This window comes from Actinomadura pelletieri DSM 43383, assembly GCF_003634705.1.
GTDB lineage: Bacteria > Actinomycetota > Actinomycetes > Streptosporangiales > Streptosporangiaceae > Spirillospora > Spirillospora pelletieri.
On record NZ_RBWU01000001.1, the window covers coordinates 713,438 to 725,855 of the forward strand.

The window sequence follows — 12,418 nt, forward strand, 5'->3', positions numbered from 1 at the left end:
GCGAGGTGCCCGGCCACGCCGCGACGCCGCCGGGGGTGGAGGCGGGCATCGGCGAAGCGTTGGAGGCGCTCTCCAACCGGCCCGCGTCGGCGCGGCTGGAGCACCGGCTCGTGGAGGAGGTACTGCGGGCCAACGGCATCGGCTGGCGGTCGAGTGGAGGCTGCTCCGACCGAAAGATCGCGAAATGCACGTCGTTCGAGACGATCCGATGGGGGACGGTCCAGGGCCTGATCCGCTTCGCCGCGTCGAGCGGCTGCGAGATCACCGTGACCGGCGGCACCGAGCGAGGGCACGCAAGTGGCCCGCGCAGCCACTGGAACGGCTACAAACTCGACATCGCCCGAAGCGCATGCGTAGACCGGGCGGTCACGCGTCACCCGTCCGCCGGGGTACGGCGCGACGGCGCACGGCTCTACCGTTCACCCGACGGCACCCTCTTCGCCCGCGAAAAGAACCACTGGGACATCGCCTTCCCCTGAAGATCCCACTCGTACGCGCACCCTGCGGATACTGCCGACCAGCTCCACCAACACCGGCGCCTCCGTAGCCACTGGAACGGCTAAGAGCTCGACATCGCGTGGGCACGTGCGTCGACCGGGCGGTCAGGCGGTACCCGGCCGCCAGGGCGTGGCGTGATGGTGTGCGGTCTGCCGGTCGCCCGGCGGTGTTCGGTTCGTTCGTGGGAAGGGTCGCTAAGTTTCTCGAGGGGCGGGTCAGGCGCGGACCTCGCGGATGATGCCGACCAGTTCGCGGGTGACCGACTTGAAGCCCGGCAGTCGCGACATCGACACCATGCGGTTGACCAGTGGGACCGTCCGTTCCACCAGCAGGTAGGTCTTGCGGCAGCCTGGGGAGCTGTCGTGTACCCAGTACAGGACGATGCCCATCGAGTAGATCCACAGCAGTTCCGGCAGTTCCTCACGGAACTCTTTGTCGATCTTCAGATCGGAGCCGTTCACGACCTCGCGGTAGATCGCGACCGCCGACTCGCGGGCCGGGCCGGACTCGGCGCTGAACGGGTTGAGGGGGCTGGTCGGCTCGGCGGCGAACTTGAAGAATTTTCCCGCGAACTCGTGGTACGGGACCATCGTGTCGACCCGGGCCTTCAGGACTCCGAGCAGCCGGGGCGCGAAAGCGGTCTCCGCGTCCAGGACGGCACGGCAGGCGGCGACGTGTTCGTCCTGCAGCTCGTCGTAGTAGGCCTGGATCAGTTCTTCCTTGGAACCGAAGTAGTAGTAGGCGTTGCCGACCGAGACGCCCGCCTCCTTGGCGATCGCGCGCATCGTCGTGGCCTCGTATCCGCGCTCCCTGAACAGCCGCAGCGCCGTCTCGACGATCAGGGACCGTGTCTGCTCCGACTTCACGGCCTTCGTCTCGGTCACGCCTGCCACCCTACGACCCGCGTCGCGCCACCTGCGTCCCCGCCGTCACCCGGTCCGTTCGGCGGCGACGAGTTCGGCGATCTGGGCGATGTTGAGGGCGGCGCCCTTGCGGAGGTTGTCGCCGCAGAGAAAAAGGTCGAGGGCCCGCGGGTCGTCGATGGAGCGGCGGACGCGGCCCGCCCATGTCGGGTCGGTGCCGACGACGTCGGACGGTGTCGGGAACTCGTAGGTCTCCGGGTTGTCGCACAGCACCACGCCCGGGGACCGGGCGAGGATCTCCTGCGCCTCACGCTGGTCGGTGCGTTCCTCGAACACGGCGTGGACGGCCACCGAATGAGCCGTCACCACCGGGACGCGGACGCACGTCGCCGACACCTTCAGGTTCGGCAGCCCGAGTACCTTGCGGGTCTCGTTCCGGACGGCGATCTCGTCCGACGTCCAGCCGCCCGGTGCGGGCGTTCCCGTCCAGGGGACGACGTTCATGGCGAGCGGCGCCGGGAACGGTCCGAGTTCGCCGACCACGCCGCGGATGTCGCCCGCGCGGTTGCCGAGGGCGCGGTCGCCGCCGACCTTCTCCAGCTGCGCGTACAGCGTTTCGGTGCCGCTCCGGCCCGCCGACGACGCCGCCTGGTAGGTCGCGGCGACCAGTTCCCGCAACCCGTACCGGCGGTGCAGCGCACCCAGCGCGACGATCATCGACAGGGTCGTGCAGCCGGGGCCCGCGACGATGCCGCGCGGACGTTCCCGCACCCGCTCGGGGTTCACCTCCGGAACGACGAGCGGCACACCCGGGCCGGATCGGAACGCGGGCGAGCCGTCGACCACCACCGCGCCGCGGGCCGCCGCGACCGGTGCCCAGTCGGCGGCCACGGGCGCGGGGACGGTGAAGGCCGCGATGTCGACGCCGTCGAAGACGTCCGGGGTGAGCGGCACGGCCTCGACCGACCGGCCGCGCACGCGGAGGGTCCGTCCGGCGGACCGTTCGGAGCCGACGAGTCTGATCTCCCCGTACATGTCGCGCCGTGTCGACAGCAGGTCGAGCATCACCGCGCCGACCGCGCCCGTCGCGCCGACGACCGCGAGGGTGGGCAGCCCGGAAGCCGAGTCCATCGTCGCACTCACATCCTCAGAACTACCGTCGTCCACGCCCGGTTCCCGGACACGGGATGCTGCCACCGTCCAGGACGTACGGCTGCGTCACGTGACGCGCACCCGCACACGAACGCGGCTGCCGCAGATCCAGGGCGCCCGGCCGAGGTCTGTCAAGAAGTGGCCCCGGCGCAGCAACGCCGAAGCCAAGCGAACCCAGGCGCATCGCGAAACGATGCCGCGTTCGCCCCAGGCCCGGCCACACAGCAAACCGCCAGGCGAGCGCAGTGGGCCTGGCCTGCAATAAACACAGCCTCAGCCCGCGCGCGAACGCGTGACCCGCCCGGCGCAGCGACGCCGAAGGCGAGCGCAGCCGGGCGGATCGCGAAGCGATGTCGCGTTCGCCTCAGGACAGGTCACGTAGCGAGCCACAAGGCGAGCGAAGTGGGCCGGTCCTGCAATAAATGCAGCCTCAGCCCCGCGCGCGAACGCGTGACCCGCCCGGCGCAGCGACGCCGGAGGCGAGCGAAGCCGGGCGGATCGCGAAGCGATGTCGCGTTCGCCTCAGGACAGGTCACGTAGCGAGCCACAAGGCGAGCGAAGTGGGCCGGTCCTGCAATAAACACAGTGGGCCTGGCCTGCTAAAAATCAGCGGCCGGTGCCTCCGTAGACGACGGCCTCGACCTGTTCGGCGTCGAGGTCGAATGCGCGGTGCGCGGCGGCGACGGCGGTGTCGATGTCGTCCTGCGCGACCACGACCGAGATCCGGATCTCCGAGGTGGAGATCATCTCGATGTTGACGCCGGCGTCGGCGATCGCGCCGAACAGGGTGGCGGTGACGCCGGGGTGCGAGCGCATTCCGGCGCCGATCAGCGAGACCTTGCCGATCCGGTCGTCGTAGCGCAGGGACTCGAAGCCGATCCGCTCCTTCAGCTTGTTCAGGGCGGTCAGCGCGCTCTGCCCGTCGGTGGACGGCAGCGTGAACGAGATGTCGGTGCGTCCGGTGGACGCGGCCGAGACGTTCTGCACGATCATGTCGATATTGATCTCGGCGTCGGACAGCACCCCGAAGATCGCGGCGGCCTCACCGGGCTTGTCCGGCACCCCCACCACGGTGATCTTGGCTTCGCTCCGGTCGTGCGCGACACCGGAAATGATCGCCTGCTCCATGTCCTGTCCTTCGATCTCGCTGCTGTCGACGACCCATGTGCCCTCCTTCTGGCTGAAGGAGGACCGCACATGGATCGGGATGTTGTACCGGCGCGCGTACTCCACGCAGCGCAGATGCAGGATCTTCGCGCCGCTCGCCGCCATCTCCAGCATCTCCTCGTAGGAGATCTTCGGGATCTTGCGGGCGGCGCCGACGATGCGCGGGTCGGCGGTGAAGACCCCGTCGACATCGGAGTAGATCTCGCAGACGTCGGCGTCCAGGGCGGCGGCCAGCGCGACCGCCGTGGTGTCGGAGCCGCCGCGGCCGAGGGTGGTGATGTCCTTGGTGCCCTGCGAGACGCCCTGGAATCCGGCCACGATGCAGATCGAGCCCTCGTCCAGCGCGGTGCGGATCCGTCCCGGCGTCACGTCGATGATCTTGGCTTTGCCATGCGAACCGTCGGTGATCACGCCGGCCTGGGAGCCGGTGAACGAGCGGGCCTCATGGCCCAGGTTCGCGATGGCCATGGCCAGCAGGGCCATCGAGATCCGCTCGCCGGCCGTGAGCAGCATGTCCAGCTCACGGGCCGGTGGCAGCGGGCTGACCTGCTTGGCCATATCGATGAGATCATCCGTCGTGTCACCCATGGCGGACACCACGACGACCACGTCGTTGCCCGCCTTCTTCGTCGCGACGATGCGCTGGGCGACCCGCTTGACGCCGTCGGCGTCGGCGACGGAGGAGCCACCGTACTTCTGCACGACTAGGGCCACGAGTGGCGCTCCTCGGATCGGGGTCAGGCGTTCCGGACGTCGAGTCTACCGAGCCGCCGCCCGTGCGTTACGCGCAGGTAACGGCCGGGGTCGGACGGCGCTCAGCCGACATCGACGGGTTCGGCGGGTACGACGGGGTCGCGGACGGTCTCCACCGGACGCGCGGCACGGGCGCGCAACCCGAACGCGGTGATCAGCGCAGCCAGTGCGGCCGCCGCGAACGGGACGATCAGCGCGGTCCTGATGGCGTCGAGGCCCGCGGCCGGGGAGCCGTCACCGCCGAGCGCGGCGACCTGGACGGCGGTGGCCGTGGAGAGGCCGAGCGCGGTACCGAACTGGATCGCGGTGTAGAACAGGCCCCCGGCCAGGCCGTGTTCGCGCTCGGCGACGCCGTCCGTGGCGGCCATCGTCAACGGCCCGTAGGCGAAGGTGAACGCCATCCCCAGCACCACCATGATCGGAAGCATGGTGGTGTACGCCCAGTCGAGGCCGAGCGGAAGGAACAGCCCGTAGCCCACGGCCGCGAGGGCGAGCCCGCCGAACAGGACGCGGAGGTTGCCGAAGCGCTCCACCAGGCGCGGGGTGAGCGTGGGCGCGAGGACGGTGTCGATGCCGAGGACGAGCATGGCGAGGCCGGTCTGCCAGGTCGTCCAGCCGCGGAGTTCCTGGAGGTAGATCGTCATGAGGAACTGGAAGCCCGCGAACGCGCCGAGGAACAGCGCCGCGCTGAGGTTCGTCCGCACGAGCGGCGCCGACCGGAGGATGCCGAAACGCAGCAGCGGGTTCGCGGCCCGGCGCTCGACCGCGACGAACACGGCGAGCAGCAGTAGTCCGCCGAGGAGGGCGGACGCGGTGAGCGCGACCCCGTGGCCGGGCCGCTCCAGCCGGACGACCCCGTATGCGAGCAGCAGCATCGCACCGGTGACGGTGAACGCGCCCACGAGGTCGAAACCGCCGCTCGTCGCGGGGCCGGGTTCGTCCGCGCTCTCCGGTTCCTTGATCAGCGGGATGGCGGCGGCCAGGAGCAGCGCCGCGACGATGACGGGGGCGAAGAACACCCAGCGCCAGCCGATCGAGGTCAGCAGCCCGCCGGCGACGAGACCGAGCGTGAAACCGCCCGCGCCCGTTCCCGCGTAGAAGCCGAGTGCCCTGGTGCGCGCCGGACCGGCCGGGAACGTGGCGGTGATCAGCGCGAGCCCGGCGGGCATCATGAACGCCGACGCGACACCGGTGACGAAACGGGCGAGCAGCAGCATCCAGCCCTCCGTGGCGAATCCGCCGAGTCCGGAGAACACGAGGAACACCACCAGCCAGAAGAGGAAGACGCGGCGGCGGCCCAGCAGGTCGGCGGCGCGCCCGCCGAGCAGCATGAACCCGCCGTAGCCGAGCACGTAGGCGCTGATGACGCCGCTGAGCATTCCGGTCGACAGCCCCAGGTCCGTCCGGATCGACGGGAGTGCGATGTTGAGCATCGCCACGTCGATGCCTTCCAGGAAGACCGCGCCGCACAGCACGAACAGCGACGCCCAGGCGCGTCCGCCTGTCCGGGCCGGGGATGTGGACATGAGCAGGCTCCTCTCGCAGGAGAGCCCGGTTCCCGAAGGGGAGGCCGGTTCCCTCTTGTTACCGGCCACATCCTGGGACACCATCAGATTCCATGGAAGACGGAACTTTCACGCCCCCTGGTGACTGCGGGTATACCGTCGTCGACGACGACGTCCTCCAGTGGGACACCCGTAACGACTGCGAGGTCCGGCAGATCCTCGACCGCATAGCGGACAAGTGGTCGCTGCTCGTCATCTCACTCCTGGACAAGCAGTCGCTCCGGTTCACCGAGCTGCGCCGCCTGATCGACGGCATCAGTCAGCGGATGCTCGCCAGAACGCTCCGGCATCTGGAGCGGGACGGCCTTGTCAGCCGGACCGTGCATCCGACCGTCCCGCCGCGCGTCGACTACGCCCTGACGCCCATGGGTTCCACCCTCCACGAGACGATCCGCTCGCTGGTCACCTGGACCGAGGAGCACCAGAACGCGATCGCCGCCGCGCGCGCCGCCTACGACGTTCGCGTCGAGGCGGAACGCAAGGCGGCCGAAGAGGAGGCCGCCGAGCGCGCTGCCGTGGCCCGCGATGTCCTCATGACCCGCCGCTGAACCCGCGTTGTGGCGGCGGCGAGGGCACCCGGTGGGCCGGGTGCCCCGCGCGCGGTCACTTCAGGGTGAGCCCCTGGGACTGCAACGCCTCGTCCAGCGGCTGGAAGAACGACTGGTAGTTGGCCCGGCAGGATCCCGAGGTTCCTCCGGACACGATGCCGATGGCGGTGGTGCCGCTCTGCAGTGATCCGCCGCTGTCTCCGGGTTGCGTGCAGGCGGTGGTCTCGATCATGTCGGTGACCGTGCCCTCCCTGTAGTTCACCGTCCGGCCGTAGCCGACGAGCCTTCCCGAGGTGGTGCCGGTGGTGGAGCCCTTCTTCTGGATCTGGGTACCGGCCGGTGGACGTCCCACCTGCGTGAGCTGGGCGTTGTCCAGCGGCACCTGGCCGGCGCTGCGGATCGTGCCGTAGTCGTTTCCGGGGAAGCTGCTGGCCTGCCTGGTACCGACGAGCTGCCCGTCCCCGGTCCGCCACTCGGCGCCGATGTTGGTGCAGTGCCCGGCGGTGACGACGTACTCCGTCCCGCCACCCACCCCGATCGCCGCCACCGAGCAGCGCGACGAACCGGTGTGGATCGCGTCGCCGGGGCCGAGGTGCAGGCGCGGCGCCGCGGGGACGTGCTTGATCCGGACGGCGGGTCCGAGGGCGCGGGCCCGCTTGACGAACGCGTCGGTCGCGTCGGCGACGTCGTCCTCCGGCACGCTGACGACGACGGCGTTGGAGGCGACGTCGATGCCCCAGGACAGGCCGATGGTGCCCGCGCTTCCGGCGAGGCGGTCGAGTCGTCTCTTGGCGTCCGTCAGCGGCGTGATGCCGTGTTGGACGATCCGTGGCGTCGCTCCGGCGGCTCTGACCTGGTGGGCGACGGCCGCGCTCGTCACGTTGACGACCAGGGTGCCGTTGCCGTCGACGAACGAACCCGCGTGTTGGGAGCCGAGCCGTCCGGTCAGCCGGTCGGCCAGCCGGGCGAGTGGGAGGTGCGCGAGCCGGACGGTGGCGGCGGGCCGGGTCTCGGCCGATGCGGGAACGGTTCCGAACAGGGGGAGCGTGACCAGCGCCGCGGCACCGATCAGCGGGAGCACCTTGGCAAGGTGCGATGGACGATTCACTCTGGTCCACCTTTCGCCGCCGACCACCTTGTCGGCGGCATCTCTGGGAGTTGGCGGGGGTCACGAGCCCGGTGGTATAAGGCTTCGTGATGGGAGCAAACGTACGCCGACAGCGCGAAAACGACCAGATATCAGCAGGTAATGAAATTTCATCCTTCCCTGAATTTAAATGATCTTCTTTGGTGGGTAGAGAAAACGCCGACCAGGTCGGTACACAGCCGTTTCGACTCGCGATCTGTTGCCTTCCCGCATTCAGGATCGGCGTTGCCGGGCACCTTCCGTGCAATTCACGGTGGCCTCAACCGTCACTCGGGTGAACGGTCTGGCGCGGTGTGACTTTGACGGAAGCGGCGGCCGGGCTCCTGAGGGCATTTCGCGAGGCGATACCCGCCGGCGCAGGATCCGGGTCAGGCCCGCTGCGTGAGGAACGTCGCCGTCTTCTCGTCGGCGGGCAGGAACGCCTCCAGACGCAGCTCTGCCAGCGTCACGTCCACGGCGGTCGCGAACGACGTCAGCGTCGTGATGAGTCGCAGTTCGCCTTCCCCGGCCCCGGCCCCGGCACCGGTCGCGGCCCCGGCCCCGGTCGCGGCCCGCAGGCGCAGCGGCACGGCGAACCCGAGATGGTCGGCGGACGGCTCCACCTCGGGCACGTAGGCGTCCAGTTCGGCGATGAACTCGTCCAGGCGAGGGTCGGGGCTGCGCCGGGCCCGGTCGCGGAGGCTGCCGGTGATGTGCCGCCCCCACTCGGTGAGGTTCACGACCCTGCGCGCCATCCCGTCCGGGTGCAGGGCGAGGCGCAGCACGTTGACCGGCGGTTCCAGCAGCGCGGGCGCGGCGCCCTCGGTGAGGACGTCGAACGCCTCGTTCGCGGCGACCAGTTCCCCGTACGGGCGGACGACGACCGCCGGATACGGCAGGTGCCCGTCGAGGATGCGGTCCAGTGCCTCCCGCACCGGGCCCAGTTCGGGGGCGTCCAGCCCCGACTCGGCGTAGATCGGCGCGTAACCACCTGCGAGCAGCAGTTCGTTCCGTTCCCGCAACGACAGGCCGAGGGCCTCGGCGAGGCGCACCACCATGGCGCGTCCGGGACGTGACCGTCCTCGTTCGAGGAAGCTGAGATGACGCTGGGTCGTGTCGGCCCTGATCGCCAGGTCGAGCTGACTGACGCGGCGCCGGGTCCGCCAGCGCCGTAGCTCGCTGCCGAACCGGCCCGGTTCCACCAGCACCGTCATGGCTCCCTTCATACTGGACGTTCGCTGCGCCGCCGATTCCCTGTAGGGAATCGCGCCGTCGCAGGGGCGGGTCCGACACTGCTGCGCATGAGCCCTTCAGTTGAAGCGAAGCAGTTGGTCGAACGTTACGTCGCGCAGTGGAACGAGCCCGATCCGACGGTCCGGAGCAAGATCATCCGTGAGCTTTGGGCGCCGGACGGGGTGCATGTGCTCGTCGACCCGCCGCAGGCGATGCGTGAGGCCGCCACGGCGCTCGCGTTCCCCGTACCGCCGCTTGAGGTCCGTGGCCATGAGGCGTTGGACGTCCGGGTGGCCCATGCCTACACGATGTTCCTCGCGTCGGGTGAGCATTTCTTCGAGGCCGCGAGCGAGCCGTCCGTCCTGCTGCCCCATGTGATCGCGTTCCGCTGGGCGATGCTCACCACCGGCGCCCGCGAGGTCGTCGGGGGCGGCCTCGACGTCCTCGCCCTGGACGACGAGGGCCGCATCCGCAGCGACCACCAGTACATCAACGCGACCTGATCAAGGACCGGAACTCTGGAGCCCCGACCTACATCTCGTACCGACGTGCCTTGGTACCGGGAGGAAGCCCGAACGCTCGGGCCGCTTCAGAGTCCGGTTCTTCCACATATCTGCCTTGACGCTCGCGCCGGTCGAATTCGGCGAGGGCACGCTCGGAGAAGAGGCGTTTCATGGAGGGACGCCAAAACGCGCCGTCGTCCGGCTCCGCCACGTCCCGGACGACGGGCACGGCACCGCTGTGATCCAACGTCGCCAGGACGTGGGTGCGCGTCCCCGCATGATTCACCAGGCCCCCACCCACACGGGCGTAGTCACCGCAATCGACTTCGAGCGACACGCGCACCTGGGAACCGCGCCGCTCCGTCTCGATCGGAACCTCCGCGCAGAACCAGCGCGGCCCCATCCGCGCGGGCATGGAACTCGGCCACACGACCGCGCCACCGGACTCCAGATACCGGTCGATCACCGGCAGTGCCGCGGCGGAGACCCGTTGGTCGACCTCCGGTAAGGGCGGCCACACCCGCCAAGACTCATGCCACACCGTCACCGCGGTGACGAGCGCCGCGCCGGTGAGGAGGGCCGACCACGTCTTCAGCCTCATCTGATCCTCCGAAGGACGCCCCCGCCTTGAACCGGGGAGGAACCGACCACTGATGATCAAACCCTTGCACATCGGGTCGGGAGGCGGCGGAACGAGCGAACCCCGGGGTGCTCGGCCCCGGGGTTCGTCGGCGATGTCAGATCTCCTTGAGGAAGCCCGAGTCGACGGCGAAGTCCGCGCCGGTCGTGCTGCCCGAGCGCGGCGACACCAGCAGCGCGACGACGTCCGCGATCTCCTGCGGGGTGGCCAGACGGCCGGTCGTGAGGCTCATCATCTCGGCGGCGCCGCCGTCCAGCACCGAGTCCCGGTCGGTGCCGGTGGCCCCGGCGATGATGTCGGCGGCGCCGCCCTCGTCCGTCCACCAGTTCGTCCGGACCGGCCCCGGCGACACCGTGTTCACCCGGACGCCCTGCGGGCCGTACTCCTCCGACAGCCCCTTGGTCAGGTTCGTCACCGCCGCCTTCGCCGCGTTGTAGTCGTAGTTCATCGGCACGGGCCGGCGCGCGTTCCCCGACGAGACGTTCACGATCGACGCCGCGTCGCTGTTCAGCAGATGGGGGAGCGCCGCCCGCAACGTCCGGACGACGGCGAGCACGTTGAACTCGACCATGTCGCGCCAGTCGGCGTCGTCCAGGGTCAGGAAACCGAACCGGGGGAGGCTCGCGCCGGGCGGCGGGCCGCCCGCGTTGTTGACCACCACGTCGAGACCACCGAACGCCTCCACGGTCTGCTCCACCGCACGCGCGGGAGCGTCCGGGTCCATGAGGTCCGCCGCGATGTGCAGCAGGTTCGGACCGGCGAGCGCGTCCAGATCCCCGTTCGACTTCCGGGACACCGCCGCGACGCGGGCGCCCTCGTCCAGCAAGGTCCGCGTGACGGCCAGCCCGATCCCCTTCGACGCCCCGGTGACGAGCGCGACGCGCCCGGCGAGCTGCAAGTCCATGTTCTTCGCCCCTCATGGTTCGGGCACGTCCCTCCCGGACGCGCCTCGCCCCATGAACCCCACCCCGCACCGTCCGGTTGCACTCGACGCCGACGGAACACCGACCGCCGTGAAGCCACCACCAAGCCGGACGTGGCATGTTCGGGGGAGACCCGCTGACGTGACGGCGAGGAGAACCTCATGAGCCAACTCCCGGCCGACGGCGAGCTGCGGCGCCGCCTCGGCGTGCCCGACGCCGTCGTGATCGGCCTCGGGTCGATGATCGGTGCGGGCATCTTCGCCGCCCTCGCCCCCGCCGCCCGCGCCGCCGGGGCCGGTCTGCTCCTCGGGCTGGGCGTGGCCGCCGTCGTCGCCTACTGCAACGCGACGTCCTCGGCCCGGCTCGCCGCCCGCCACCCCGCGTCCGGCGGCACCTATGTCTACGGCCGGGAACGCCTCGGCGACTTCTGGGGATATCTGGCGGGCTGGGCGTTCGTGGTCGGCAAGATCGCTTCCTGTGCGGCCATGGCGCTGACCGTCGGGTCCTACGTCTGGGAGGACCATCCGCACGCCGTCGCGGTGGCCGCCGTGGTGCTGCTCACCGCCGTCAACTACGCGGGCGTCGAGAAGACGGCATGGCTCGCCCGCGTGATCGTCGCCGTGGTCCTGGCCGTGCTCGCCGCGGTGGTCGTCGCGTGCCTGACCTCCGGCGCCCCCGACGCGGGACGCCTGGACGTGGCCTCCGGCGCCTCGCCCGGCGGCGTCCTGGAAGCGGCGGGCCTGCTGTTCTTCGCCTTCGCCGGATACGCCCGTATCGCCACCCTCGGAGAAGAGGTCCGCGACCCGGCCCGCACCATTCCCCGAGCCATCCCCCTCGCGCTCGGCATCGCGCTGGCCGTGTACGCGGCGGTCGCCGTCGCGACCCTGGCGACCCTCGGCCCCGCCGACCTCGGCACCGCGACGGCGCCGCTGGCCGACGCCGTCGAACGGGCCGGGGTTCCCACCCTCACCCCCGCCGTGCGCACCGCCGCCGCCATCGCCGCGCTCGGATCACTGCTGGCGTTGATCCTCGGCGTCTCGCGGACCACCCTGGCCATGGCCCGGGACCGCCATCTGCCGCACGTCCTGGCCGCCGTCCACCCACGCCGCAAGGTGCCGCACCACGCCGAACTCGCGGTCGGCGCCGTCGTCGCCGTCCTGGCGGCGACGGCGGACCTGCGCGGCGCCATCGGCTTCTCCTCGTTCGGCGTGCTCGTGTACTACGCCATCGCCAACGCGTCCGCTTGGACGCTCCCCGCGGACGAGGGCCGTCCACCCCGCCTGATCCCCGCCCTCGGCCTGGTCGGCTGTCTCCTTCTGGCCTTCGCGCTGCCGTTCTCGTCCGTGACGTTCGGCGCCGCCGTCCTCGCCGCGGGCGCCGCCCTCTACGGACTCCGCCGCGCCACCGGGCATGGGGCACGCCCCATCGGGTAGGGGACGCCAAACCC

At 70.5% G+C, this 12,418-nt stretch carries 12 protein-coding genes; 4 read left to right on the forward strand and 8 right to left on the reverse strand.

Annotated elements, in window-relative coordinates; translation table 11 throughout:
* Positions 1-5: 5 nt before the first annotated feature.
* On the forward strand, positions 6-479 hold the full coding sequence (locus tag BZB76_RS03230) for a hypothetical protein (protein ID WP_211342802.1): 474 nt from the start codon (positions 6-8) through the stop codon (positions 477-479).
* A gap of 234 nt (positions 480-713) precedes the next feature.
* Here the strand turns inward: BZB76_RS03230 and BZB76_RS03235 are convergent, their stop codons facing one another.
* The 4 genes from BZB76_RS03235 to BZB76_RS03250 form a co-directional block, all read right to left on the reverse strand.
* Complete coding sequence (locus BZB76_RS03235; RefSeq protein ID WP_121432774.1) at positions 714-1,382, reverse strand: TetR/AcrR family transcriptional regulator; 669 nt, start codon at positions 1,380-1,382, stop codon at positions 714-716.
* Between the two features lie 45 nt (positions 1,383-1,427).
* A complete protein-coding gene (locus tag BZB76_RS03240) occupies positions 1,428-2,492 on the reverse strand; it encodes an aspartate-semialdehyde dehydrogenase (protein WP_121432775.1) in 1,065 nt (354 codons plus the stop codon).
* A 627-nt stretch (positions 2,493-3,119) separates the two neighbouring features.
* On the reverse strand, positions 3,120-4,394 hold the full coding sequence (locus tag BZB76_RS03245) for an aspartate kinase (RefSeq protein ID WP_117397480.1): 1,275 nt from the start codon (positions 4,392-4,394) through the stop codon (positions 3,120-3,122).
* Positions 4,395-4,495: 101 nt separating this feature from the next.
* Entirely contained in the window at positions 4,496-5,959 is a 1,464-nt protein-coding gene (locus BZB76_RS03250; RefSeq protein ID WP_121432776.1) for an MFS transporter, read from the reverse strand.
* Between the two features lie 92 nt (positions 5,960-6,051).
* On the opposite strand from BZB76_RS03250, the gene BZB76_RS03255 reads away from it, so the two are divergent.
* Positions 6,052-6,546 (forward strand): winged helix-turn-helix transcriptional regulator, encoded by a 495-nt coding sequence (locus BZB76_RS03255; protein ID WP_121432777.1) that lies wholly within the window; start codon positions 6,052-6,054, stop codon positions 6,544-6,546.
* A gap of 55 nt (positions 6,547-6,601) precedes the next feature.
* On the opposite strand, the gene BZB76_RS03260 is transcribed toward BZB76_RS03255, so the two are convergent.
* Both BZB76_RS03260 and BZB76_RS03265 read right to left on the reverse strand, forming a co-directional pair.
* The gene (locus BZB76_RS03260; protein WP_170180495.1) at positions 6,602-7,654 is read right to left on the reverse strand and encodes a S1 family peptidase; all 1,053 of its coding nucleotides are present in this window, start codon (positions 7,652-7,654) and stop codon (positions 6,602-6,604) included.
* Positions 7,655-8,061: 407 nt separating this feature from the next.
* Entirely contained in the window at positions 8,062-8,886 is an 825-nt protein-coding gene (locus tag BZB76_RS03265) for a helix-turn-helix domain-containing protein (protein ID WP_121432779.1), read from the reverse strand.
* Positions 8,887-8,973: 87 nt separating this feature from the next.
* Between BZB76_RS03265 and BZB76_RS03270 the strand changes: the two genes are divergently transcribed.
* Positions 8,974-9,408 carry a hypothetical protein gene (locus BZB76_RS03270; protein WP_121432780.1) on the forward strand — a complete coding sequence of 145 codons (435 nt, stop codon included), beginning with the start codon at positions 8,974-8,976 and terminating at the stop codon, positions 9,406-9,408.
* Between the two features lie 28 nt (positions 9,409-9,436).
* On the opposite strand, the gene BZB76_RS03275 is transcribed toward BZB76_RS03270, so the two are convergent.
* Together BZB76_RS03275 and BZB76_RS03280 are read right to left on the reverse strand one after the other, a co-directional pair.
* Positions 9,437-10,009, reverse strand: a complete 573-nt coding sequence (locus BZB76_RS03275) for a hypothetical protein (protein WP_121432781.1) — start codon at positions 10,007-10,009, stop codon at positions 9,437-9,439.
* 136 nt (positions 10,010-10,145) lie between these two features.
* The gene (locus BZB76_RS03280; RefSeq protein WP_121432782.1) at positions 10,146-10,952 is read right to left on the reverse strand and encodes an SDR family NAD(P)-dependent oxidoreductase; all 807 of its coding nucleotides are present in this window, start codon (positions 10,950-10,952) and stop codon (positions 10,146-10,148) included.
* Positions 10,953-11,132: 180 nt separating this feature from the next.
* Between BZB76_RS03280 and BZB76_RS03285 the strand changes: the two genes are divergently transcribed.
* The gene (locus tag BZB76_RS03285; protein WP_121432783.1) at positions 11,133-12,404 is read left to right on the forward strand and encodes an APC family permease; all 1,272 of its coding nucleotides are present in this window, start codon (positions 11,133-11,135) and stop codon (positions 12,402-12,404) included.
* The last annotated feature ends 14 nt before the right edge of the window (positions 12,405-12,418 follow it).